The sequence below is a fragment of the Pseudonocardia sp. WMMC193 genome, assembly GCF_021728735.1.
Taxonomy (GTDB): Bacteria; Actinomycetota; Actinomycetes; order Mycobacteriales; family Pseudonocardiaceae; genus Pseudonocardia; species Pseudonocardia oroxyli.
The window spans coordinates 5243537-5267284 of the sequence record NZ_JAKKDO010000003.1 but is presented as its reverse complement, the minus strand read 5'-3'; the positions used below and the strand labels follow the sequence as shown (position 1 = coordinate 5267284).

Genomic DNA, 23748 nt, shown 5'->3' with positions numbered 1-23748 from the left:
ACGGCTGGTGCCCAACCTACCCGCCCTTGTTTGTGGGTCAAACCCATACATCAGGGGATCAAGCGCACGCTCTGCCCGGGCCGGATCTGGGCGGCGCGATCGACGTCGGCGTCGGCCACGACGGCGACCACCGGGTAGCCGCCGGTCACGGGATGGTCGGCCAGGAAGATCACCGGCTCGCCGCCGGGCGGCAGCTGCACCGCGCCGCGGGTGAGGCCCTGGCTCGGCAGCGAGCCGACGCCGTCGGCCATCTCCAGCGTGCCGCCGACCAGCCGCATCCCCACCCGGTCGGTCTCCCCCGACGCCTCCCACCACGTGTCCGCCAGGTCGCCGCGCGCCAGGTCGGCGTGCGGACCGGGCCGGATCCGCAGGGTGACCGGACCGGCGGGCGGGACCGGGACCGGGGCGACGTCGACCAGCGGGAAGGCCCGCGGCTCGGGTCCGACGGGCAGCGATGCGCCCGGCTCGAGCGGCGCCGGGCCGATCCCCGACAGGGTGTCGGTCGACCGCGAGCCCAGCACCGGCTCGGCGGCGATCCCGCCGCGGACGCACACGTAGGTCCGCAGGCCCGACGGCGGCGGACCGAGCCGGAGCTCCTGCCCCGCCCGGACGCCGACCAGCGCGTGGTGGCCCACCGGACGTCCGTCGACGGTCGCGGGGGCCGGGGCGCCGGTGAGCGCGACCGTCAGGTCCCGCCGGGCGAGGATCGCGAGCCCGCCGAGCAGCACCTCGATCGCTGCGGCGCCCTCGTCGTCGTTGGCCACGAGCCGGTTGCCGAGCCGCAGGGCGGCGCGGTCCGCGGCCCCCGACCGCCCGACGCCCAGGGCGGCGTACCCGGGGCGGCCGAGGTCCTGGACCAGCGCCAGCGGGCCGGTCTCGCGGATGTCCAGGGCCGGGTCCCGGGTGTCCGGGCGCGCCCGGGGGCGGAGCTCGCCGACGCGGTCGGCCCGGCCGGCCACGAACCGCACCTCCGCTCCGGGATGCAACAGGGCGGGCGGGTCCCGGTCGAGGTCCCACAGCACGGCGTCCGTGCGGCCGATCAGCTGCCAGCCGCCGGGGGAGGACCGCGGGTACACCCCGCTGTACTCCCCCGCCAGCCCCACCGACCCGGCGGGCACCGTGGTCCGGGACTTCTCGCGGCGCGGCACGGTCAGCCGCGCGTCCCCGCCGGTCAGGTACGCGAAGCCGGGGGCGAACCCGCCGAACGCGACCCGCCACGGCGTGCCGGTGTGCGCCGCGACCACCTCGTCGGCGGTCAGCCCGGTGGCCTCGGCGACGTCGGCGAGGTCCGGCCCGTCGTAGACGACGGGGATCTCCACGGCGTCGACGTCGAGCGCGTCGACCGGCTGCGGGTCCAGCGCGGAGACCGCCGCCCGCAGGCCGCCGAGGTCGGTTCCGGGTTCGGTGACGAGCAGGACCGTCCGGGCGGCGGGCACGACGTCCCGCACGCCGGGCAGCTCGGCCGCCCGGCACGCCTGCGCCAGGGCGATCACCCGGTCCCCGTCCTCGTCCGCGTCGACCTCGACCAGGAGCGCCGCGTCGCCGTACGGCGTCGCCCTCACACGAACCCCCGCAGGTCGACGCCCGCCCGCTCCAGCCCGGCGCGCACGGCGGTCGCCATCGCCACCGCGCCCGGGGAGTCCCCGTGCACGCAGGCCGACTCGGCCCGCACGGTCACGTCGGAGCCGTCGACCGCCCGGACCACCCCGTCGGCGACCATCCGCAGGAGCCGCTCGGTCGCCTCGTCGGGGTCGTGGAGCAGGGCGCCGGCCTCGGCGCGCGGGACGAGCGCGCCCTCGGGGGTGTACCCGCGGTCGACGAAGAACTCCGGCACCGCCCGCAGCCCCCGCGCCTCGGCGACGCGCAGCAGCGCGGAGCCCGGGAGCCCGAGGACGGGGAGCGCGGCGTCGTACTCGGCGACCGCGTCGACCACCGCCGCGGCCTGCTCCTCGTGGTGCACGGTCGCGTTGTAGAGCGCGCCGTGCGGCTTGACGTACCGCACCGCAGTGCCGGACACCCGACACATCGCCTCGAGCCCGCCGAGCTGGAACAGCACGTCCGCGGTGAGGTCCGCGCGCGGCACGTCGATGAACCGGCGCCCGAACCCGGCGAGGTCGCGGTAGGCGACCTGGGCCCCGACGACGACGCCGTTCCCGGCGGCCGCCGCCACGGTGCGGCGCAGGGTCGACGGATCCCCGGCGTGGAACCCGCACGCGACGTTCGCGCTGGTCACCAGGCCGAGCATCGCGTCGTCGTCGCCGAGGGTCCAGCGGCCGAAGGACTCCCCGAGATCGGAGTTCAGGTCGAGCCTCATGCGCACAGGGTCCCCACCGCGGAGACCGGGGACCACTCGGGGCACCCGCCGCGACGGATCTCACGCCTGCCTCGCGGCCGGCGTGCGCGAGGCTGGAGGCATGCCTCGTGCACTCCTCCCGGGCCCGGACCGGCCGTCCGATCCCCCGCTCCCGTGACCGGCTGGCAGCTGGCGTTCCTGTTCGTCGCCGGGATCGGCGGCGGCTTGACGGGCTCGATCGCGGGGCTCGCGTCCCTGGTGTCCTATCCGGCGCTGCTCGCCGTCGGGCTGCCGCCCGTCGTGGCGAACGTGACGAACACCGTCGCGATGATCGGGACCACGGCCGGGTCGGTGGCCGGCTCGCGCCCCGAGCTGCGCGGTCAGGGCCCGGTGCTGCTGCGGCTGTGCGCCCTGACGGCCGTCGGCGGGGCGGCGGGCGGGGCGTTGCTGCTGGTCACCCCGTCGGACGCGTTCGAGGCGATCGTCCCGTGGCTCATCGCGCTGGCCTCGGTGCTGCTCGTGGTCGCGCCGCGGCTGCGGGCGTGGGCCACCCGGCACGCGGCCGAGACCGCACCCGCGACGAGGCTCGGCCCGCTCACCCTGGTGGCGGCGTTCGGCGTCGCCCTCTACGGCGGCTACTTCGGCGCGGCGGCGGGGGTGATGATGCTGGCGCTGTTGTCGGTGTCCTGGTCGCAGAGCCTGGCCCGGTCGAACGCGGCGAAGAACGTGGCGTCCGGCGCGGCGAACATCGTGGCCGCCGTCGTGTTCGCGATCGTGGCGCCGGTGCACTGGGCGGCGGTGGGCGCGCTCGCCGCAGGCCTGCTGATCGGCTCCCGGATCGGCCCCGCCCTCGTCCGCCGGGTCCCCGCGACGCCGCTGCGCCTCGCGATCGGGCTGGCCGGACTGGGCCTGGCGGCGAGCCTGTGGTTCGGCCGCTGAGGGCTCGCCCCTCGGAAACCGAGCGATCGTTTGGTAAGTACACGGGTATGACCCGTCTCACGAAGCTCAGCCGCTCGCTCGTCGACCGCGTCGTCCTCGTCACCGGGGCCGCGAGCGGGATGGGCCGGGCGACGGCGCACCTGCTCGCCGACGAGGGCGCGAAGGTGGGGATCGTCGACAGGTCGGGGGACGCGCTCAAGGCCGTCGCCGAGGAGATCCGCGGGGTCGGGGGGACCGTGCACGCGGTCGTCGCGGACATCACCGACCCCGAGGCGCCCGCCGCCGCGGTCGCCGAGGTCCGGGCGGCGCTCGGCCCGCTCGACGGCCTGGTCAACAACGCGGGCGTCAGCATCCACGTCCCGCTCGAGGACCCCGGGTTCGCCGAGGCGTGGGCGACGACGCTCGCCGTCAACCTCACCGCGCAGGCCCTGTTCGCCCGGGCCGCCATCCCCGACCTGGTGCGCCACGGCGACGGCCGGATGGTCAACATCGCCTCGACCGAGGGCCTGGGTGCGACGGCCGGGATCGCCCCGTACACCAGCTCCAAGCACGGCGTCATCGGTCTGACCAGGTCGCTCGCCGTCGAGTACGGCAGGACGGGGCTCACGGTCAACGCCGTCTGCCCCGGCCCGATCCGCACCGCCATGACGGCCGGCATCCCGGACGACGCCAAGGAGGTCTTCGCCCGCCGCCGCACCGCCCTGCGCCGCTACGCCGAGCCGGAGGAGGTCGCCCAGATCACCGTCTCGCTCCTGCTGCCCGCGGCCTCCTACATCACCGGCGCCGTGATCCCGGTCGACGGCGGTCTCACCATCCGCAACGCCTGACCCGGTCGGTCCGGTCAGTCGGGGTCGGCCTCGCGGCGCAGGATCTGCGCGACCACGCGCAGGAGCATCACCGACGAGACGACCAGGCCGATGTAGCCGACCGCGGTCAGGGTGTTCGCGGGGGCGCCCGCCGGGGCCAGGGCCGCGCCCACCAGCATCACCGCCGAGGCGACGAGGCCGACCGCGCCGACGAGGGCGAACGTGGCGCGGTCGAGCCAGCGGCTCACGACCCGGCTGCCGGGGTTGGAGAAGGCGTCCACCTGCAGCCGCGCGCTGCCGGCCCGCAGCTGCAGCGCGACGTCCTCGACCAGGCCCGGCAGCGCCCGCAAGGTCGGCAGGTTGCGCACCAGCTCCCGTTGCACCACGTCCTGGGTGCCCTCCGGGGACAGGTCGACGGTCGAGCCGAGCCGCCCGGCGGCGGCCGCGGCCAGGTCGACGTGCGGGTCGATCGCCCGCAACGTGCCCTCCAGGGTGACGAGTGCGCGGCCGAGCAGGGTGAGCGTGGGCGGGACCGGGATCCGGTGGTGCTGCATGATCGCGATGACGTCCTGCATGCTGCGCGGGTCGAACCCGCCCGCGTGCAGCTGGGCGCTCAGCACCCGGCTGATCTCGGCCTCGAGCGCCTGGGTGGGCGGGGCGTCCGGCGCGAACGCCCGCATCGCCCGGCTGATCAGCGCGGGCTGCCGGGTCGCGAGGCCTGCGGCCATCAGCTGCAGCACGTCCATGGTGACCGGGTCGATGATCCCGACGGCACCGAAGTCGATCAGCCAGAGGACGCCCTCGGGGTCGATCAGGACGTTGCCGGGGTGCGGGTCGGCGTGGAACACCCCGGCCGCCATGACCTGGGCGAGGAAGGCGCCGAGCAGCCGCTCCGCCAGCGCGGCGCGGGGGACCCCGGTGGCCTCGACGGCGCCGGCGTCGGAGACCGGACGCCCGTCGACCCGTTCCAGGACCAGGACGCCGTCGGTGCTGAGCTCGGTGTGCACGGCCGGGATGCGGATGCCCGGCTCGGTGGTCGCCTCCGCCAGCGCGCGGGCGCTCGCCGCCTCGGCGAGGTAGCTGAGCTCGCCGTCGATGGAGCGGATGAGCTCGTCGGCGAGCGGGACGAGCCCGAGCTGGCGTGCCGCGGCGGACCGCCGGGCCGCGGCGCGGGCGGCCCAGCGCAGGACCGCGGAGTCGCGGGCGACCGACACCTCGATGCCCGGGCGCCGGATCTTGACCACGACGGGCTCGCCGGAGGGCAGCACGGCCAGGTGGGTCTGGCCGATCGACGCGGCGGCGAGGGGCTCCGCGGAGAACTCGGCGAACACCTCGTCCGGCCCGAGCTCCTCGACGAGCCGCTCCCGGATCTGCGCGGGCGGCACCCGGCGGACGTCCGCCTGCAGGTCCCCGAGCGCGGCGATGACCGGCGCGGGCACCAGGTCGGAGCGGGTGGACGCGATCTGGCCGAACTTCACGAACATGCCGCCGCAGTCCTCGAGGAAGCGGCGGATCCGCTGCGCCCCCTCCGGACTGGACAGCGCGGCCCGGGAGGCCAGCCGCGGCCCGGCGAGCCCGTGTCGACGGGCGGTCCGGGCGACCTCCCACAGCCGCCCGCCGACCGTCAGGAAGGTCCGCACCCGGGTCCGCAGCGAGCCCCGCCGCGGGCCGCGCGGGCGCAGGACCGCCTCCAGCGAGACGCTGAGGATCATGGCGGCCAGCAGGGCGAACCCGAACGCGGTGGGCAGCACCTCCGACGCCGTCGGGGCAGGCGGGAGCAGCGCCGCGGCCACGGCGAGCCCCACCAGGGTGCCGAGCAGACCGGTGACGGCCGCCCGCAGGAGCCCGCGGCGCACCCCGAGGATCCGCCCCGCCCCGAGACTGACCACGATCACGAAGACCGCCAGCAGCAGCGTGTCCCAGAACGACAGGTCGAGGACCAGCGTCATCGCGTCAGCACCCACTCGGACGGATCACGGGCCGCACGGCCGCCGGGTGGGCCCGCCTCCCCGCCCGGTCCCCCATGGACTCGTCCCGGGCCCGGCCGGTGTCACGCCCGCAGGCCGGCGACCAGCGTCGAGACCAGCGTCCGGGCGTCGTAGTCCGGTACGCCCGCACCGGCGCACAGGTTGCCCACCCCGAACATCAGGGCGAAGGGGCCGATCTCGGTGCGGACCTCGCCGGACTCCCGCGCGGCCGCCAGGAGCCGCGTGCACACCGGGAGCAGGCGTTCGAGGAACAGGCTGTGCAGGCTCTCGAACTGCGGGTCGTCCCCCCGCAGGGCGGCCGCCAGCCCGTGCTTGGTGACGAGGAAGTCGACGAACAGGTCGATCCAGCGGGCGAGCGCCGCGAACGGCGTCGGCCCCTCGGTGAGCAGCCGCTCCCCCGCCTCCGCGCACGCCTCGATCTGGTGCAGGTACACGGCGACGACGAGGTCGGCCCGGGTCGGGAAGTGCCGGTAGACGGTCCCCACCCCGACGCCCGCCCGTGCCGCGATGTCGCGGACCGGGGCCTCGACCCCGGCGGCGACGAACGCGGCCGCGGCCGCCTCGAGCACCGCGTCGGAGTTCCGGCGCGCGTCGGCTCGCTTGGCCATGCCCCTCCCTCGACAAATGGAACCATGTTCCGTATCGTAAGCGGAACAACGTTCCACCATATTACGGGAGACACCGTGCACGACCGCACACCCGATCCTGACCGACCCGACACCGCGGAGGCGCCGGCATGACGAGCTTCGGGATCGCGACCGCACCCCAACAGGTCGAGTACGCGGACGTCCTGCGGGTCTGGCGCGAGGCGGACGAGGTGCCGGAGATCGAGCACGCCTGGCTCTTCGACCACCTGCTGCCGATCTTCGGCGTCCAGGACGGGCCGATCTTCGAGGGCTGGACGCTGCTGTCCGCCCTCGCCGCGCAGACCCGGCGGCTGCGGCTCGGCATCCTGGTGACCAGCAACCGGTTCCGCCCGCCCGCGATGCTCGCCAAGATCGCCACCACCGTGGACGCCGTCTCCGGCGGGCGGCTGGACTTCGGGATCGGCGTCGGGTCGCGGCCGAGCCATCCGCTGGCCCGCCGCGAGTACGCGGCCCACGGCCTGCCGTTCCACGACACCGGTCGCGCCACCGACAGCCTCGACGAGGCGCTGACCGTCATCGAGCGACTCTGGACCGAGGACGCACCGTTCGACTTCCACGGCGAGTACGTGCACCTCGACGGGGCCTACGGCAACCCCAAGCCCGCGCGCAGGCCGCCGATCATGATCGGCGGCCGGGCCCGGGCGACGCTGCGGGTGGTCGCGAAGCACGCGGACCTGTGGAACATCCCCGGCGGGGACCTCGCCGACTGCGTGGCGCGCAGCCGGATGCTCGACGACTACTGCGCCGAGATCGGCCGGGACCCCGCCGCGATCACCCGCTCCCTCCACCTGGGCGTCTCCTACGACACCCCGGAGGCCACGCGGGAGGCGATCGACGAGGCCGTCGCGGCAGGCTTCTCCCACATCGTCCTCGGACTGCCCGCCCCGTGGCCCGTCGGCGTGGCCCGGTGGGTCGCGGACGAGCTGGTGGACCGCTCACCCGCCCACCGCGGAACCTGAGAACCGACCTGAGAACGAGCGGCGGTCCGGACTGCTCCGACCGGAGCAACCAGGGGCCGCTCGCCTCCCGCCCGGCGCGGATCGGCGGCACCCGGGCAACCTCCCCTCAGACTCGGACGTCTCGATCTCGACGGGGTTCTACCGTCCTGCCCCGTGAGCCGACTGAAGATGCTGGTCCTCGCCGGCCTGGCCGCCCTCGCCCTGTCCGCCTGCGGGTCCGGCGCGCCGGCGCAGCCGCAGGCCGCCCCAGCCGCCGACCAGGGCATGCAGGGGATGGACCACTCGTCGATGGGCGGCATGCACCACGGCTCGGACGGGGTGCAGCTGTGGGCGGTGCAGAGCGGCCCGCTCGGTGTCGTCGTCACCAACGCGGACGGGCACGTCCTGCACCGTTTCGACGGCGACTCGGCCACCCCGTCCGCCACCGCCTGCACCGACGCGTGCGCCACGCAGTGGCCGCCGCTGCTGGTCGAGGCGGGCGAGCAGCCCGAGCTCCTCGGCGTCGACGCGGACAAGGTCGGTGTGCTGCAGCGCCCGGACGGCACCCGGCAGATCACCCTGGCGGGCTGGCCGCTCTACATGTACGCCCAGGACGACGGCAGCCTCACGACCACGGCGGGCCAGGGCACCGACGGCAAGTGGTTCGCCGTGGCCCCGGACGGCTCGAAGGCCGTCACCCCCGCGTGATCTCCGTGATCCCCATGCGCGCCTTGATGTCCTCGGCCACCTGACACGGGTTGCCCTCCGCAGGCACGGCGGTGGCGAGCCGGGCGAGCAGCGCGCGCAGCTGGTCCTGCTCCGCGGGCGCCAGCGGGGCGAGCAGGTGTTCCTCGACCTCGGCCAGCCGCCGCGCGTACTCGCAGAGCTGCCCCCAGCCCGCCGGGGTGAGGTGGATCTGGCGGGCCCGGCGGTCGGCCGGGTCCGGCCTGCGCTCGACCAGCCCGGCCGCGACGAGCTCGTCGAGCAGGTAGGTCATCACGGTCCGGTCGACGCCGAGCTTGCGCGCGAGCGCGAGCTGGGTCGGCGTGCCCTCGCGCGCGGCCGTCAGCACCAGATAGCCGCGCGGGCCTCCTGGGAGCCCCGCGAGGACGTGCTCGGAGTGCTTGATGTGCGTGCGGGTGACCTGGCCCAGCGCCCAGCCCAGGTCGGACTCGACGCGCTCCGGAGTGGTCACCGTCTCAGAGTACGCGGTTGCGACAACCGTCTGCGGTGGAGATAGTCTGCCTCACAGAACATATTTCCCGCAGCACAAGGAGCCCCTCATGAGCCTGTTCCGCCTCGACACCAGCATCCGCACCGAGGGCTCGGTGAGCCGCGAGGTCACCGACACCCTCGAGAAGGCCTACCTCGAGCAGCATCCGGGCGGCACCGTGATCCGCCGCGACCTGGGCACCCAGCCGCTGCCCGCCGACCTGTGGGCGACCGCCACGTTCGCCGGCTACACCCCGGAGGACCAGCGTTCGGAGGCGCAGAAGACCGCCGTCGCCACGGCGAAGGAGCTCGTCGACGAGCTGCTCCGGGCCGACTCGATCGTGGTCGGCGCCCCGCTCTACAACTTCGGCGTCTCCCAGCACCTCAAGACCTGGATCGACGTCGTGATCACCGACCCGCGCTTCGCCGCGGGCGTGGAGAACCCGCTGGCCGGTCGCCCGGTCGCGATCGTCGTCGCGCGTGGTGGCGGCTACGGGGCGGGCACCCCGCGCGAGGGCTGGGACCACGGCATCGGGTGGCTCTCCCGCATCTTCGCGGACGTCTGGGGCGGCGCCGTCACGGTCGTCGAGGCGGAGCTGACCCTGGCCGACACCGTCGAGGCCATGGCCGCGCTGCGCCCGCTCGCCGCCGAGGTGCGCGAGAAGGCCCACCAGCAGGCCGCGGCCACCGGCAAGGAGTTCGCCCAGAGCGCGGCCTGAACGCCACCCGACCCCCGCATCAGGGGAGGGAGAGGACCCAGTCGCCCAGGTCCTCGGAGAACTCCATCTGCACCAGGCCGCGGGCGCTCGCGGCGCGGACGAAGGCGGAGAAGCTGCCGAACCCGTAGCGCTTCTCGCTGAAGTCCGGGCTCCGCTTGCGCAACCGGTCCTTCAGCCCGGACAGCTGCGGCCGCCCCATCTCCCGCACGACGTCGGTGAGCAGCGCGAACGCCTCGGCGTCCGGCCCGTGCTCGGGGAAGTCGACGGCGGGATCACCTGCCGCCGACCCCTGGGTCAGCACCACCACGCCCTGCTGTTCGAGGGTGCGCAGCAGCTCACCGAACCCGCGTGAGCCGTAGTCGCCCTCGTCGAACGTCGGGTCCTTGCGCAGGATCGCCCGCTTGAGCCGGGAGCCCAGGATCGGCCCGTCGGCGTGGCGCTGCAGCCCGGCGAGGGTGCTCGCCACCAGCTTGGCGACGTCGACCTCCCGGGTCTCCTCCGTCTCCTCGGGCTCCTGCGCGGGCTCGGGCTCCGGTTCGGGCTGCGGGGCGGGCTTGGTCTGCGGCTTCGCGCGGCCCCGGCGCGGTCTGGGCTCGGCGTCGACCCCCGGCAGGCGGTCGTAGAACAGGAACTCGTCGCAGGCGGGAGGGAGCAGCGCGGACGTCGAGGACTGCACCCCGATCCCGATCACCCGCTTGTCCATCTCGCGCAGCTTGTGCACCAGCGGGGTGAAGTCCGAGTCCCCGGTGCCGATCGCGAACGTGGTGATGAAGCCCCGCTCGTAGGCCAGCTCGATCGCGTCGACGGCCATCTTGATGTCCGCGGCGTTCTTGCGGCCCACGCCCATCCGCTGCGGCAGCTCGATGAGCTCCACCTGCTGGCGGACGAGCAGCCTGCGGTCCTCGTCGAAGAACGACCAGTCCGCGTAGGCGCGCCGGGTGACGACCCGCCCGCGCTCGGCCAGCGCGTCCGCCACCGGGCCGAGGTCGAAGGGCGAGACCCCGAGTCCGTCCCGCGCCCCGATCGCCAGGTTCTCGTAGTCGAGGAACAGGGCGATGCGTTCGTCGTCACTCACCGGGCGGAGCGTAGTGGTTCCGGCGCGGGGGCCTGCGCCACCTCGCCCGCCGACCGCGTCACCCTCGCTCGTTAAATCTCCGTTCCGCTGATGGACCATCCCACGACACCGGTGATTCACTGGAATCTCTCCCCTCGGAGGATCTTCAGTGGACGGACGGTTCGTCGGCTTCGTGTCCGCGCAGGACCCGCTGCACGGGTTCCTGGACCGGGTCCTGCGAGAGCGGCTGGGCGTGCGCACGCCGTACCCGGTCTTCCGCGTGCACCGGCTCAGCGGCTCCAACGAGGTCTACGCCTACGAGGAGACCGCCACCGGCACCCGGCTGGTCTGCAAGTTCTTCGGTCCGCGCTTCGGCTGGGACCGGGACAAGGCGGCGTGGACGGCCGGGTGCGAGTACGAGGGCTATCGCACGCTGCGCGGGTACTCGCTGGTCGGCTCGCCGCACCACGTCGTCCGGCCGCTGGCCTGGGAGCGGGACATCAACTGCGTCCTGGCGCTGGAGTACTACCGGGGTGACCTGCTGATCCGGGCGATCGACCGGGCGGTGGGCGGAGACGGCAGGCTGCTGCGACGGCGGCTGACCGCGCTGGCCTGGTACCTCGCCACCCAGCACAACCGCACGGCGGGCGGGGCCGTGGACTTCGCCGCGGACGTGTCCTATCTGGACGACCAGCTGCGGGTGCTCAGCGACCGCGGCCGGATCGGCGGCTGGGAGACCGACGAGCTGCGCTGGCTCGGCGGGCTGTGGGCCGAGCGCGGGCACATGTGGGCGGACCAGGCGGTCTGGCTGCACGGCGACGCGACCCCGGCCAACTTCCTGTTCGGCGGCGGGCAGAACGTCGGCGTGATCGACCTGGAGCGGATGAAGCGCGGGGACCGGATGTTCGACGTCGGCCGGTTGGCGGGCGAGCTGCAGCACGCCTTCCTGCGCGGCACCGGCGACCCGTACCGCGCCGAGCCGTTCATCGGGCACTTCCTGTGGGAGTACAGCTGCCACTTCCCGGACCGCCACGCGGCGTTCTCCTCGATCACCCGGCGGCTGCCCTTCTACATGGCACAGAACATGCTTCGGATCGCGCGCAACGACTACCTCCCGCACTCCTACGCGGGGAGGCTGGTGGGGCGGGCCCGCGAGCTCCTCCAGGCGGTGTCGTGCTGATGGTCGACCCCGTAGGCTCCGTCCCCGTGAACGTCCAGGCGGTCGCCTTCGACGTCAACGGCACCCTCGTCGACATCCTCACCGACGAGCACGACGAGCAGATCTACCGCGCGCTCGGCCACACCCTGACCTACGCCGGGGTGGACCTGCGCCGCGGCGAGGTCCGCGACCTGTACTTCCGCTACCTGGACGAGCAGCGCTCGGCCAGCGCCGAGGAGTACCCGGAGTTCGACGTCGTCGCGATCTTCGAGCGCATGCTCGTCGAGCACGGCACCGCCTTCACCGCCGCCCTGCCCGCGACCCGGCGGGCGGAGCTGCCGCTCTTCCTCGCCGAGCAGTACCGCGGGATCTCGCGGCGCCGCCTGCAGCTCTACCCGTGCGTCGACGAGGTGCTCGAGGCGCTCTCGGCCCGGTTCCCGCTCGCCATCGTCACGGACGGACAGCACGCGTGGGCCCGCGCCGAGCTGCACCAGGTGGGTCTGCTGGAGCGGTTCTCACCCGTCGTCGTCTCGGGGGACCACGGGTACCGCAAGCCCGATCCGCGGCTGTTCACGCTGGTGTGCGCCGAGCTGGGGCTGGCCCCCGAGCACGTCCTCTACGTGGGCAACGACATGCACCGAGACGTCTTCGGCGCCCGTCGGGCGGGCATGCCGACGGTCATGTTCGTGTCCGGCCAGGGCGAACAGACCTACCACGACACGGTGCCGGACCACATGATCTCCGACCACCGCGAGCTGCTCAGGATTCTGACCTAGCGACGACCCAGACCGCGGCGACCACACCGACGCCCACCGCCGCCACCCCGCCCGCGACCTTCGCGGCGTGCGTGGCCTTCGCAACCAGCCTGGCCCGCAGCGCCTGCAGGCCCCGGTCCAGGTTCGCCAGGCTCTCGGCCAGCTCGGAGCGGGCCTCGTCGACCTGCTCCTCCCGCCCGTCCTGCAGGGCCTTGACCTGGGCTCGGAGCTCGTCGGAGGAGAGCACGGTGCCGTCCACGACCGGACGCTGTGCCACGACACGCAACGGATGGACCTCGCCCACGGTGACCTCCTGACCCGGCTCCTCCCACCATTCTGCGTGCGGGATCGCGCTTCGGCCACGGTCGAACGGCCAGGTCCGTTAGCGCACCGCGGCCCGGACCCGCTCGGCGGCCACCACGGGGTCCTCGTGCTCCCAGACCCGCACGCTGCGCCAGCCCGCCGCGGCCAGCTTCGCGTCGGTGTCGCGGTCCCGGCGCCGGTTCTCGGAGACCTTCCGCGCCCAGAACTCACCGTTCGTCTTGGCGACGGTGTGGTGCTCGGGGCAGCCGTGCCAGAAGCACCCGTCCAGGAACACCGCGACCCGAGCGCGGGAGAACACCAGGTCGGCGGTGCGGCGGACCCCCTTCAACGGCCGCGCGTTGACCCGGTACCGCAGGCCGAGCGCGTGCACCGCGGAGCGCAGGGCGAGCTCGGGCCCGGTATCGCGCCCCTTGTTCGACCGCATGCTCCGCCGCACCCCCGGCGAGCTGGCCCACGACTGCGCCACCCACCGAACCCTAGTGCGGTGCTAAGCCCTTCCAGGCCGCAGCACCGTCGCGGTGGTGACCAGCAGGATCACCACGCCGACGGACTCCACGACCAGGGTCTCCAGGGCGAGGTCGTACCCCAGCGACGACCGGATCCCGAACAGGCCCACGGTGAGTGCCAGGACCAGCGCCAACAGGGTGCCGGCGAGGAACAGCAGGCCGAGCACGGTGGCGACCTGCAGCAGCCTGCCCCGGGTCAGGAGCACCGCGAGGGCGAGGACCAGCCCGCCGATCGCGTTGAGCACGAACAGGATCCCGAGGATGCCGCCGGTGCCGTGGAACACCAGCCACAGGTGCAGGCCCCCCATCGCGAGCAGCGCCACCGCGCTCAGCACCTGCCAGACCATCGTGGACCGCCGTGTGTGGACCATGGCTCCACCCTCCCGATGACGCGCCGCCTGGTAACGACACGGACGGGGCGCCCGAGCGGTTCAGCGTGCTCGCCCTCGTCGTCATCATGGTGATCCTGCTGGCCTGGGCGCTGGTGGCGGGCAGGCTCGCCCGGTTCAGCGTCACCATGCCGCTGGCCATGCTGGTGGCGGGGGTGCTGCTCACCGCGGGCCCGGCCCCGGTGTTCGTCTTCGATCTCGGGTTCGGCGCGCCGGACGGCGTGGTCGGCCAGGCCGAGCACATCGTCGAGGTCGTCCTGGCGATCCTGCTCTTCCTCGACGCCACCGAGGTCCCCGGCGGGGTGTTGGGCCGCGAGCCGCGGCTCACCCTGCGGCTGCTGCTGATCGCGCTGCCGCTGTCCCTCGCGCTCGCCTGGGTCGCGGGGGTGCTGCTGTTCGACGGCACCGGGCTCTGGCTCCTGCTCGTCCTCGCGACGGTCGTGATGCCCGTCGACCTCGCCCCCGCGGCCGCCTTCGTCCGGGACCGGCGGGTCCCGGAACGGCTGCGCGCGCTGGTCAACACCGAGAGCGGGCTCAACGACGGCCTGGTCGCCCCCGTCTTCCTCATCGCCCTCGCCGTGGCCACGTCCGCCGAGGCGGAGGACGTGACCCACGCGGTGCGCGACGCGGTCCCGTCCCTGGTCATCGCCGTCGCCGTCGGCGCGGTGATCGGGTGGGTGGCGGCGCGCCTGTTGCGCCGGGTGCTGGACGCGGGCTGGACGTCGCCGTCCGCCCTGCGGATCGGGGTGCTCGCCCTGCCGCTGCTCGCCTACGGCACCGCGGTGGTGCTGGGCGGCAACGGCTTCGTGGCCGCGTTCGTCGCCGGGGTGCTGTTCGAGCCCGCGGCGCGCACCCTGCCCGCGGGGACCCTGCACCTGACCGAGGACGTCGGGGAGCTGCTGTCGCTGGCCCTGTGGTTCGTGTTCGGCGCCATCGTGAACCGGACCCTCGCGATCGGCTCGATCACCTGGCAGGTCGTGGTGTTCGCGCTGGTGGCGCTCACGGTCGCCCGGATCGCCCCGGTGGTGCTCTCGCTGGCGGGCACCACGATCGCGCCCCGGGACCGGCTGGTCCTGGGCTGGCTGGGCCCGCGCGGCATCGCGACGCTGGTCTTCGGGCTGCTCGCCGTCGTGGACCTGCAGGGCCCCGAGACCGAGCTGGTCCTCGCCGTGACCGTGGTGACGGTCGTGGCGAGCATCGTCCTGCACGGCCTGTCGACCGGGCTGGTCATCCGCTCGTACGCGCGGCGCGCTCCATCCTGATGTGCGGGATGCCGTCCTCGTCGAACTCCGCGCCGACCGCCGCGAAGCCGAACCGCTCGTAGAAGCCGCGGGCGTAGGTCTGGGCGTCGAGGACGGAGGGGGCGTCGCCGATCTCGACCAGCGCGGCGCGCATGAGCTCGGCGGCCAGGCCGCTCCCACGGGCCTTCTCGGCCGTGCACACCCGGCCGATCCGCCGGGTGCCGTCCGGTTCGGTGAGCACGCGCAGGCAGGCGTCGACGTCCCCGGTCCACACGTGCCACGTCGTCCGCAGGGTGTCCCGCCCGTCGACCTCCTGGTACGGACAGTCCTGCTCGACGACGAACACCGCCACCCGCAACGCCAGGATCGCCTCCAGCTGCCGGGCCGTCAGCTCGTCACCGCGCGCGCTACGCACCGACGCTCCCGAAGAACTCGCGCAGCTCCTGGGCGTAGAGCTCGGGCTGCTCGACGGGTGCGAAGTGGCCCCCGCGCGGCGGGTGGGTCAGGCGGACCAGGTTCGTGGTGCGCTCCAGCCAGGAGCGGGGCGGCGGCAGGACGTCCCCGCCGAACAGCGAGAACCCGGACGGCACCTCGACGCGCCGGGCAAGCTGCGCGTGCGGGATCGCGCCGTTGGCCGCGTACATCCGCATCGAGGAGCCGATCGTGCCGGTCTCCCAGTAGATCGTGAGATCGGCGAGCATGTCGTCCCGGCTCATGGCCCCGTCGCCCCAGGACACCAGCTTCTCGACGATCCACGCCGCCAGCCCGGCGGGTGAGTCGGTGAGCCCGACGGCGGCCGTCTGGGGCTTGGTCCGGTGCATCAGCCCGTACCCGCCCTCGACGGCGCTCCAGGCCGCGACCTCCCGCTGCCACGCCTGCTCCGCCTCCGTCAGCGGGGCCGGGTCGGCGGTCGCGGACGAGAGCCCGGCGTCCATCCGGTGGACCGCGACCACCCGGTCCGGGAAGTCGAGCGCGAGGAAGCGGGCCACGGCGCTGCCGACGTCACCGCCCGCCACGGCGAACCGCTCGTAGCCCAGCGTGGTCATCAGCTCCGCCCACAGCGCGGCGACGTCGACCGAGCTCAGCGGGGTCGCGGGGATGTCCGAGTAGCCGAACCCCGGCATGTCGGGCACGACGACGTCGAACTCCTCGGCGAGCAGCGGCACGACCTTCGCGTACCGCCAGAACGAGTCCGGCCAGCCGTGCGCGAGCAGCAGCGGGAAGCGGCCGCTGCGCGCGTGCACGAGGTGGATGCCCAGGCCCCCGACCTCGACGCGGGTACGCGGCAGGTCCTCGAGCGCGGGCACCGGCCACACGAACCCGTCCGCCCAGTAGCCGCACAGCTCACGCAGCAGGCCGACGTCCACGCCGGGCCCGTCGCCCTCCGGCCAACGCGTGGCCCGCAGCCGCGCCCGCAGATCCTCGAACACCCACCCACCCTAGGACCCGTGAGCGGCGATCGTCTCTATGGCGACTATTGCCGCTCACGGGGTGGGTGGGAGAGTGCGCCATGGCCAAGAAGACGCCCAAGCGGTTCCCCAAGGAGATCTACGAGGCGGAGCTGCTGCGCCTGCAGGGCGAGCTGGTGCAGCTGCAGGAATGGGTGAAGGCCACCGGGACCCGGGTCGTCGTGATCTTCGAGGGGCGGGACGCCGCGGGCAAGGGCGGGGCGATCAAGCGGGTCACGGAGAACCTCAACCCCCGCGTCGCGCGCATCGTGGCGCTGCCCGCGCCGACGGAGCGGCAGAAGACCCAGTGGTACTTCCAGCGCTACGTGGAGCACCTGCCGGCTGCCGGGGAGATCGTGCTGATGGACCGGTCCTGGTACAACCGCGCGGGTGTCGAGCGGGTGATGGGGTTCTGCACCCCCGAGGAGTACAAGCGGTTCCTGCGCCAGTGCCCGGTGTTCGAGGAGATGCTGGTCGAGGACGGGATCCTGCTGCGCAAGTACTGGTTCTCGGTGAGCCCGCAGGAGCAGGAGAAGCGCTTCCGCGAGCGGCTGACCAACCCGCTCAAGCAGTGGAAGCTCTCCCCGATGGACCTGGAGTCGATCTCCCGCTGGGACGACTACTCCCAGGCGAAGGACGACATGCTGGTGCACACGGACACCGAGGTCTCCCCCTGGACGATCGTGGAGTCCGAGGACAAGCGCCGCTCCCGGCTGAACATGATCGCCCACCTGCTGGACAGCATCCCGTGGCAGCCGGTGCCCCAGCAGGTGCTCACCATCCCCGAGCGGCCGAAGGGCCGCGGCTACGTCCGGCCGCCGCGCGAGCTCGCCCGTGAGGTTCCCGACCACGCGTCGACGCTCCTGGCGTGATCTGCTGAGGGCATGACTCTCGCTGTCAGTGCCTGGTTGGGGACCACCTGGTCGGCGTCGGACGTCGTGGCTGTCGGCCGCGAGGCCGAGGCCCTCGGCTACGACGGGCTGTGGGTGGCCGACCACTTCATGGCGAACACGGGGACCGAGGAGCGGTCGGACCGTGCGATGCGGGAGTGCTTCTCGCTGCTCGCCGGGCTGGCCACGGCCGTCCCCCGGGTGCGGCTGGGCAGCATGGTCGCCGGGATCACCTATCGGCACCCGGCCGTGCTGGCGAACATCGCGGCGACGACGTCGGACCTGTCGGGTGGGCGCCTCGTCCTCGGCGTCGGTGCGGGCTGGCAGCTCAACGAACACGCCGCCTACGGCATCGAGCTCGGCCCGATCCGCACCCGGATCGACCGCTTCGAGGAGAGCCTCGCCGTGCTCGACGGCCTCCTCCGCACCGACCGCACCACGCTGGACGGCACCCACTACACGATCTCCGACGCCCCGCGCGTGCCCGCGGAGCACCGGATCCCCGTGATGATCGGCGCCTCCGGCGAGCAGCGGATGCTCGGCGTGGTGGCCCGTTGGGCGGACGAGTGGAACTGCTGGTCCACCCCCGAGGTCTTCGCCCACAAGTCCGCCGTGCTCGACGAGCACTGCGCGCGGATCGGCCGGAACCCGAAGGAGATCCGCCGCTCCACCCAGGCCGTCTTCGTGATCGACGGCAAGGCCGAGGACGTCCAGGGACCCGTCGTGGTGGCCGGGTCCGTCGCGGAGATCGTCGACACCATCGGACGGTGGCAGGAGGCCGGGATGGACGAGCTGCTCGTCCCGGCCATCCGCGGCAGCGCGGCGGAGGCCCGGGAGCTGTTCGGCCGGTTCCAGACCGAGATCAGGCCGCAGCTGGGGTAGGCGCGCGGGTGAGCGCCGCGACCCCGCAGGCCACCCACAGCACCTCCCACACGAGCAGCCCGACGACGGCGGCGGGCGCAGGCGGCCCACCGGACACGATGATCAGCGGGGTCAGCACCCCGAACACCGCGATCCCCAGCGCCAGCGGCACGACACGGGCCCACCCCGTCCACCGCCGTTCGAGCACGACCGCGACGCCGAGCAGGATCATTCCCAGCCCCACGAGGTTCGGGGAGATCATGAACAACAGGTCCGCGGTCGCGGGCGCGGCCAGGGTGGTCGCCTCGCCGACCGCCAGCCCCACCAGCCCGAGGCCCGCGAGCGCGGCCCCGGCGCGACCGAGCCCCCTCCGTCCGGCCGCGCCGGAGCCGACGATCGCGAGCAGCACAGCCAGCTCCCCGAGGTGGACCAGGACACGGGCCAGGTAGGCCCAGTCCGGGTCGGGCATACCCACCAGCAACGCGACCGTGTAGAGCGTCGCCAGCCCGGTGACCGCGACGCCGATCCGCGCGGTCACCGCGCCACCGCCTCGAACGCGGTGACGTCCGTGGCCGCCTGCGGCAGGACCCCGGCCCGTTCGAAGGCGGGGAAGAGTCGCTCGGCCGCGAACCGGTCCGCGTGGGCGCGCGACTCCCACTCGTCGACGATCACCAGGACGCCGTCGACGACGCCGACCCGGTGGCTCAGGTTCCCCGCCCCGTTCTCGGGGCCGAGTTCGCGCCGGACCCGCTCGTAGCCGTCCAGGCCCATCCCGGGCGTCCGCGCGATGTGGATGTAGGTCATGGTGTCCCCCTCGTTCGACCAGGGAGGACGCTAGGGAGACGCGGGCCGCCGGGCGTCGGGCGAACTACTCATCCCGCTACTCATCCAGGCCGCGATCCGGCCCCGGTTCGACACCCCGAGCTTGGTCAGGATGTGCTGGACGTGGTTGCCGACGGTCCGCTCGGAGAGCACCAGCGCAGCGGCGATCTCCCGGTTCGACCAGCCCTGCGCGACCAGCTCGGCGACCTCGCGCTCGCGCGCGGTGAGCGGGCCGCCGTCCCGGCCGAGCAGCTCGTCGATCCGCGCCGTCCACGGCGCCATCCCCAGCTCGACGGCGGTGGGGCGCGCCCGGGTGAGCAGCAGGCGACCCGCCGGGTCCCCACGCCGCAGGTGGACGGCGCCGAGCTCGCAGGCCGCCTCGACGGCGAACCCGGGCGCGCCGATGCGCTCGCTCGTGGCCAGCGCGGCCGTCAGGTGCCGGACCGCGCCGTCGAGATCGCCCAGGGCGGCGGCGCAGCTGCCCAGGATCAGGGCGACCGGACCGAGGTAGTTCGCGGCCCCCGCCCCGCCGACCACGTGCCCGTCCGCATACGGCGCGAGCGCCTCGACGAACCAGGCGACGTCCGCCGGGAGGCCCAGGCCCACCGCGATCTGTGCCCCCACGGCGAGGGCCTGCACGCGGAAGTACGGCGGGATCTCCCACTCCCGCGGCGGGCCGGTCAGCCGGTACAGCCGCGCCGCCTCCGCGGTCCGTCCACTCTCGACGAGCGCGACCGCGGGCCCCAGCCGCGCGAACAGCTGGGCCCGCACCTCGCCGACGTCGTCGAGCACCGGCGCAGCGAGGTCCGGGGAGTGCCCGGCGTGGCGGCCCAGCCCGCCCAGCAGGCTGAGGAACGCACCGGTCGCGGCCGGGTGCCCCAGCGCGTCGAGCAGGGCGAACGCCTCCTCGCCGAGCTCGCGCGCGGTCGCGAGGTCACCCCGGGCCTGGGCGAGGGCCGCGGTCGCGACGAGCAGGTGCCAGCGCGGGAGCGGCCCGGGGCGCCGCTCCACACACGAGCGCAGCCGGGTCAGCTCGACCTCGATGCCGCCGAGGTCGCCCCGCTCGAACAGCACGTCGACCGTCCACAGCCTGCCCCACAGCTCGACGTCCGGGCGCCCGCAGTCCTCGCCCAACGCGGTCATCTGTGCGGCGAGCCCGGCCCGTTCGCCCGAGAACTCGGGCCCGCTGCAGGTGAGCTGCCGAGCCCGCAGGGCCGCGACGCGCGCCTCCACCGACTGCCGCGAGTCCTCCGCGGCCGCGGCCACTGCCTCGGCGGCGGGGGCACGGGCGCCCTCGACGTCGCCGCCGTAGTACCGCGCCTCCGCGAGGCGGGCGAGGAGGCGGACCCGCACCGCGCCCGTGGCGGTCGCGAGCGCCCGCACGCACCACGTCTCCACCGTGCGGTCGCGGTCCCGCTCGCCGATGGCCTCGAGGAGCAGGGCGGCGCGGGCGACGAGCTCCGGCGCGAGATCGACGGCCTCCCGGCAGGCGGCGAGCGTCTCCGGATGCCGTCCGGCCGCGGCCTCGGCGGCGGCCAGCCCGAGGAGCGACTCCGCCCGCTCGGCCGGGGGGAGAGCGGGTCCACCGCAGTCCAGGGCGGAGCGGTAGAGGCGCGCCGCCTCCTCGTGGGCCAGCGCCCGGGTGGCGTCCTCGGCGGCGCGGCGGGCCCACGCGACGGCAGGCGCCCGGTCCCCCACGACCGCGACGGCGGCCCGGTGCCGCGCGATGTCCGCGGACACCGCGGACAGCCCGTGCCGGTGCAGGTCCTCGAGGGCCTCGGCCGCGCGCAGGTGCAGGACCACGGCCTCCTGCAGCGGGGTCTGCGCGGCGAGCACCGTGCGGACCAGTCCGTGGGCGAAGCGGAACCGGCCGCCGCCGGAGTCGACCAGCAGCCCGGCCGCCAACGCCGCGCTCACCGCGGGCAGGCAGGCCACGGTGGGCTCGTCGAGCAGCCGCGCCACCACCGTGAGCTCGACGTCCTCGGCCAGCAACGACGCCGCCCGCAGCAGCCGCTGCACCGACGCGTCGAGCCTGCGGACCCGCGCGGTGATCACGTCCCCGACCCCGCCCATGCTGCGCCCGACCGCCGCGGGGGACGACCGCGCCAGCTCACGCAGGAACAACGGGTTGCCCCCGCCGACCCGCACGGCCCACGCCACGTCGGTCGTGTCCGCGGCGGGCTCCGCCACCGACCCCGCGCCCGCGTCGCCGGTCGCCGCGACCGCGCGGACCAGGTCGGCCGCGGCCTCGTCCGGGAGCCCACCCACCGCGAGCCGTGCGACGTCGGGGCCGCTGAGCAGGTCGGGGCCCACCCGATCCCACCCGGCCCCCGACTCGCCGGTCCGCCGGGTGGCGCACACGACGACCGGGGCGCCGGCCCGCAGCAGCCGGTGCAGCACGAGGAGCGAGGGCTCGTCGGCCCACTGGACGTCGTCCACGACCAGCAGGCCCCCACCGGCCAACGCCGCCCGCAGCTCGCCGACCAGGGCGAACCGGTCACCCGCCGCGTCCGGCCGGACGTCGGGCACGAGCTGGCGCCACAGCCACAGCGGGGGCGCGCCCTCGTCCACGCCGTACGCCCACCGAGCGGCGCCGAGCTCGCGGACCAGGCTGGTCTTGCCGATCCCCGCCTCGCCCTCGACCAGGACCAGCCGTGGCCCGGGTGCCGCGACCATCCGGCGCAGCGCGGCCAGCTCGGACGCGCGGCCGACCAGCTGCATGGAGCGCACCGTAGCCGCTCGGCCCACCCGCGGGAACGCGTCGCCGATCGGGTCAGCGGCTCAGCCGGCGCGGCGACCCGAAGTCGGCGAGCTTGTCCGGGTTGCGGACGGCGTAGACGTGCGTGATCAGGCCGTCGGCGACCTCGAAGAGGAACACCCCCTCCAGCCGCGCGGCGGAGTGCACCACGACCGCGGGCGCACCGTTGCTCCGCACCGACTCGAACCGCAGGCCCGCCACGCTCTCGCTCATCCGGAGCATGCCGCCCAGCAGCGCCAGCACCCGCTGCGCGCCGACGACCGGGCGGCGCGCGGCGCTGAGCTTGCCGCCGCCGTCCGCCGTCCAGACGACGTCGGGCGCCAGCAACGCCATCAGCGACTCGACGTCCCCGCCGGCCGCCGCCGCCAGGAACCGCTCGGTGACCCGCGCGGCCTCCACCGGCTCGTACCGCTTGCGCCGCGCGTGCACGTGCTCGCGGGCGCGGTGGGCGATCTGGCGGACGGTCGCCACCGGCCTGCCCACGGCCTCGGCGATCTCGGCGTGGTCGAACCCGAACACCTCGCGCAGCACGAACACCGCGCGTTCGTCCGGGCCGAGGGTCTCCAAGACCACGAGCATGGCCATCGAGACCGACTCGGCCAGCACGACGTCGGTGTCCGCACCCTCGACCCCGACCGTCTGGACGGGTTCCGGCAGCCACGGCCCCACGTACTCCTCGCGCCGCCGCGCCGAGGTCCGCAGCGCGTTCAACGCCTGCCGGGTGACGACCCGCGCGAGGTAGGACTTGTCGTCCCGGACCACCTCCAGGTCGACGTCCGCCCAGCGCAGGTAGCTCTCCTGCAGGACGTCGTCCGCCTCGGCGGCCGAGCCGAGGATCTCGTAGGCGATGGTGAACAGCAGGGGCCGCAGCGCGGTGAAGCGCTCCGCGTGGGTCACGGGACGAGCGTCTTCCGGTACCCGCCCTTCAGCGTCGGGCTCGCCCCTCTGCGCACCGCCCACACCGTGCTGCGACACACCGCCTCCTTGATCCACGCGGCCGGCCGCCCGCCGATCACGGTGTCGGTCGGGGTGTCGTCCCGGCGTGCCACCTGGATCGCGCCCGCGTGCCTGCCGAGGCTGACACACTGCCCCACGAACGCCGGGTCGATCACGCCGGGTTCGGTGCCGGCGATCCGGGCCAGCACGGTGTCGGCGGCGTGCTGGGCCAGCGGCAGCGCGGCCTGGCAGCTCATCCGCAGCGGCTGTCCCGACGGCGCGGCCGAGTCCCCGGCGGCGACGATCCGGTCGTCGTCGAGGCTGGTCAGGGTCTCGTCGGTGAGCAGCCGGCCCTGCTCGTCGGTGCGCAGGCCGCTGCGGGCGGCGAGCTGGGGCACTCCGAACCCGGCCGTCCAGATCGTGACCGCGCTCGGCCGCGGCGCCCCGTCCACCACGACCTCCCCGGGCCGCACGTCGTCCACGTGTCCGGCGAGCAGCGTCACGCCGAGGTCCCGGAGCTTGGCCGCGACCCGCACCCTGCCGTTCTCCGACAGGCTGGGGGCGAGCGCGCCGACCAGGGTGACCGGGTGCCCCTGTTCGGCCAGCTCGGCGGCCGTCTCGACGCCGGTCAGCCCACCCCCGACGACCGTCACCGGCCCGGCCCCGAGCGCGGCGCGCAGCTTCTGCGCGTCCTCCAGCTCGGCGACCGAGTAGGCGTGCTCGGGCACCGTGACCCCGCTGCCCACCGCGTAGACGAGGTGGTCGTAGTCGAGCGTCTGCCCGCCGAGCTCGACCCGGCGGGCGGCGGCGTCGATCCGCACCGCCTCGTCGACCACGAGCCGGACGCCGTCGGCCAGCATCCGCCCCAGGTCGACCGTCGCGTCGTGGGTGCCGGCGACCAGCTGGTGCAGTCGGATCCGCTGCACGAACTCGGGCCGCGGGTTCACGACCGTGACGGCGGCGTGGGGGGCCAGGCGGTTGGCGGCGAGGGTGCCCGCGTAGCCCCCGCCGAGGACGATGACCTGCTGCTGTGCGCTCATACCCCCGAGACACCGGCGCCCCC

General features: G+C 74.5%; 26 protein-coding genes. 10 read left to right on the top strand and 16 right to left on the bottom strand.

All coding sequences use genetic code 11. The features are described 5' to 3' along the window. Positions 1-50: 50 nt before the first annotated feature. Complete coding sequence (locus L3X23_RS36340) at positions 51-1562, bottom strand: 5-oxoprolinase/urea amidolyase family protein (protein WP_308116945.1); 1512 nt, start codon at positions 1560-1562, stop codon at positions 51-53. Then, positions 1559-2314 (bottom strand): LamB/YcsF family protein, encoded by a 756-nt coding sequence (locus tag L3X23_RS27075; RefSeq protein ID WP_237195589.1) that lies wholly within the window; start codon positions 2312-2314, stop codon positions 1559-1561. Before L3X23_RS27075 ends, L3X23_RS36340 begins: the two co-directional genes overlap by 4 nt. Before the next feature lie 153 nt (positions 2315-2467). On the opposite strand from L3X23_RS27075, the gene L3X23_RS27070 reads away from it, so the two are divergent. Then, on the top strand, positions 2468-3232 hold the full coding sequence (locus L3X23_RS27070; protein WP_237195588.1) for a sulfite exporter TauE/SafE family protein: 765 nt from the start codon (positions 2468-2470) through the stop codon (positions 3230-3232). Positions 3233-3279: 47 nt separating this feature from the next. Continuing rightward, positions 3280-4059 carry an SDR family NAD(P)-dependent oxidoreductase gene (locus tag L3X23_RS27065; RefSeq protein ID WP_237195587.1) on the top strand — a complete coding sequence of 260 codons (780 nt, stop codon included), beginning with the start codon at positions 3280-3282 and terminating at the stop codon, positions 4057-4059. Between the two features lie 14 nt (positions 4060-4073). Here the strand turns inward: L3X23_RS27065 and L3X23_RS27060 are convergent, their stop codons facing one another. Together L3X23_RS27060 and L3X23_RS27055 are read right to left on the bottom strand one after the other, a co-directional pair. Next, entirely contained in the window at positions 4074-5987 is a 1914-nt protein-coding gene (locus L3X23_RS27060) for an AarF/ABC1/UbiB kinase family protein (RefSeq protein WP_237195586.1), read from the bottom strand. 101 nt (positions 5988-6088) lie between these two features. Continuing rightward, entirely contained in the window at positions 6089-6634 is a 546-nt protein-coding gene (locus L3X23_RS27055) for a TetR/AcrR family transcriptional regulator (RefSeq protein WP_237195585.1), read from the bottom strand. Between the two features lie 128 nt (positions 6635-6762). On the opposite strand from L3X23_RS27055, the gene L3X23_RS27050 reads away from it, so the two are divergent. Together L3X23_RS27050 and L3X23_RS27045 are read left to right on the top strand one after the other, a co-directional pair. After that, positions 6763-7632, top strand: coding sequence for an LLM class flavin-dependent oxidoreductase (locus tag L3X23_RS27050; RefSeq protein WP_237195584.1), 870 nt, complete (start codon positions 6763-6765; stop codon positions 7630-7632). Positions 7633-7785: 153 nt separating this feature from the next. After that, complete coding sequence (locus L3X23_RS27045; protein WP_237195583.1) at positions 7786-8319, top strand: hypothetical protein; 534 nt, start codon at positions 7786-7788, stop codon at positions 8317-8319. Here the strand turns inward: L3X23_RS27045 and L3X23_RS27040 are convergent. Further along, on the bottom strand, positions 8306-8806 hold the full coding sequence (locus L3X23_RS27040; protein ID WP_237195582.1) for a MarR family winged helix-turn-helix transcriptional regulator: 501 nt from the start codon (positions 8804-8806) through the stop codon (positions 8306-8308). The two genes, L3X23_RS27045 and L3X23_RS27040, sit on opposite strands and share 14 nt — an antisense overlap. A gap of 88 nt (positions 8807-8894) precedes the next feature. Here L3X23_RS27040 and L3X23_RS27035 point away from each other — a divergent pair, with 88 nt between their 5' ends. Then, positions 8895-9542, top strand: coding sequence for an FMN-dependent NADH-azoreductase (locus L3X23_RS27035; protein ID WP_237195581.1), 648 nt, complete (start codon positions 8895-8897; stop codon positions 9540-9542). Between the two features lie 19 nt (positions 9543-9561). Here L3X23_RS27035 and L3X23_RS27030 read toward each other — a convergent pair whose 3' ends face one another. Then, a complete protein-coding gene (locus tag L3X23_RS27030) occupies positions 9562-10617 on the bottom strand; it encodes a PIN domain-containing protein (RefSeq protein ID WP_237195580.1) in 1056 nt (351 codons plus the stop codon). Positions 10618-10765: 148 nt separating this feature from the next. Between L3X23_RS27030 and L3X23_RS27025 the strand changes: the two genes are divergently transcribed. Together L3X23_RS27025 and L3X23_RS27020 are read left to right on the top strand one after the other, a co-directional pair. After that, positions 10766-11776, top strand: coding sequence for a phosphotransferase (locus tag L3X23_RS27025; protein WP_237195579.1), 1011 nt, complete (start codon positions 10766-10768; stop codon positions 11774-11776). Positions 11777-11802: 26 nt separating this feature from the next. After that, positions 11803-12531: an HAD family hydrolase gene (locus L3X23_RS27020; protein WP_093083377.1), complete on the top strand. Its 729-nt coding sequence runs from the start codon at positions 11803-11805 to the stop codon at positions 12529-12531. Here the strand turns inward: L3X23_RS27020 and L3X23_RS27015 are convergent. The 3 genes from L3X23_RS27015 to L3X23_RS27005 all read right to left on the bottom strand — a co-directional run bounded on the left by L3X23_RS27015 (position 12515) and on the right by L3X23_RS27005 (position 13711). Then, a complete protein-coding gene (locus L3X23_RS27015) occupies positions 12515-12769 on the bottom strand; it encodes a hypothetical protein (RefSeq protein ID WP_237195578.1) in 255 nt (84 codons plus the stop codon). The two genes, L3X23_RS27020 and L3X23_RS27015, sit on opposite strands and share 17 nt — an antisense overlap. 123 nt (positions 12770-12892) lie before the next feature. Further along, on the bottom strand, positions 12893-13300 hold the full coding sequence (locus tag L3X23_RS27010; RefSeq protein WP_374204927.1) for a very short patch repair endonuclease: 408 nt from the start codon (positions 13298-13300) through the stop codon (positions 12893-12895). A 21-nt stretch (positions 13301-13321) separates the two neighbouring features. Beyond that, positions 13322-13711: a hypothetical protein gene (locus L3X23_RS27005; RefSeq protein WP_237195577.1), complete on the bottom strand. Its 390-nt coding sequence runs from the start codon at positions 13709-13711 to the stop codon at positions 13322-13324. Positions 13712-13776: 65 nt separating this feature from the next. On the opposite strand from L3X23_RS27005, the gene L3X23_RS27000 reads away from it, so the two are divergent. Continuing rightward, positions 13777-14991, top strand: coding sequence for a cation:proton antiporter (locus L3X23_RS27000; protein ID WP_237195576.1), 1215 nt, complete (start codon positions 13777-13779; stop codon positions 14989-14991). On the opposite strand, the gene L3X23_RS26995 is transcribed toward L3X23_RS27000, so the two are convergent. Both L3X23_RS26995 and L3X23_RS26990 read right to left on the bottom strand, forming a co-directional pair. Next, positions 14957-15385, bottom strand: a complete 429-nt coding sequence (locus L3X23_RS26995) for a GNAT family N-acetyltransferase (protein ID WP_237195575.1) — start codon at positions 15383-15385, stop codon at positions 14957-14959. The two genes, L3X23_RS27000 and L3X23_RS26995, sit on opposite strands and share 35 nt — an antisense overlap. Next, positions 15378-16400: an epoxide hydrolase family protein gene (locus tag L3X23_RS26990; protein ID WP_237195574.1), complete on the bottom strand. Its 1023-nt coding sequence runs from the start codon at positions 16398-16400 to the stop codon at positions 15378-15380. The genes L3X23_RS26995 and L3X23_RS26990 overlap by 8 nt, the downstream gene beginning before the upstream one ends. Before the next feature lie 80 nt (positions 16401-16480). On the opposite strand from L3X23_RS26990, the gene ppk2 reads away from it, so the two are divergent. Together ppk2 and L3X23_RS26980 are read left to right on the top strand one after the other, a co-directional pair. Next, complete coding sequence (gene ppk2 / locus L3X23_RS26985; RefSeq protein ID WP_237195573.1) at positions 16481-17290, top strand: polyphosphate kinase 2; 810 nt, start codon at positions 16481-16483, stop codon at positions 17288-17290. A 12-nt stretch (positions 17291-17302) separates the two neighbouring features. Beyond that, entirely contained in the window at positions 17303-18190 is an 888-nt protein-coding gene (locus L3X23_RS26980; RefSeq protein WP_237195572.1) for an LLM class flavin-dependent oxidoreductase, read from the top strand. Here L3X23_RS26980 and L3X23_RS26975 read toward each other — a convergent pair. From L3X23_RS26975 to L3X23_RS26955, 5 genes are read right to left on the bottom strand one after another with little or no spacing between them, the layout of a single operon-like run. Continuing rightward, positions 18171-18707, bottom strand: a complete 537-nt coding sequence (locus L3X23_RS26975; RefSeq protein WP_237195571.1) for a hypothetical protein — start codon at positions 18705-18707, stop codon at positions 18171-18173. The two genes, L3X23_RS26980 and L3X23_RS26975, sit on opposite strands and share 20 nt — an antisense overlap. Further along, positions 18704-18973 (bottom strand): hypothetical protein, encoded by a 270-nt coding sequence (locus L3X23_RS26970; RefSeq protein WP_093083409.1) that lies wholly within the window; start codon positions 18971-18973, stop codon positions 18704-18706. Before L3X23_RS26970 ends, L3X23_RS26975 begins: the two co-directional genes overlap by 4 nt. A 30-nt stretch (positions 18974-19003) precedes the next feature. Further along, positions 19004-21712 carry a LuxR family transcriptional regulator gene (locus L3X23_RS26965; RefSeq protein WP_237195570.1) on the bottom strand — a complete coding sequence of 903 codons (2709 nt, stop codon included), beginning with the start codon at positions 21710-21712 and terminating at the stop codon, positions 19004-19006. Positions 21713-21764: 52 nt separating this feature from the next. Continuing rightward, positions 21765-22646 (bottom strand): RNA polymerase sigma-70 factor, encoded by an 882-nt coding sequence (locus L3X23_RS26960; RefSeq protein WP_237195569.1) that lies wholly within the window; start codon positions 22644-22646, stop codon positions 21765-21767. Continuing rightward, the gene (locus tag L3X23_RS26955; protein ID WP_237195568.1) at positions 22643-23725 is read right to left on the bottom strand and encodes an NAD(P)/FAD-dependent oxidoreductase; all 1083 of its coding nucleotides are present in this window, start codon (positions 23723-23725) and stop codon (positions 22643-22645) included. The genes L3X23_RS26960 and L3X23_RS26955 overlap by 4 nt, the downstream gene beginning before the upstream one ends. Positions 23726-23748 lie beyond the last annotated feature (23 nt).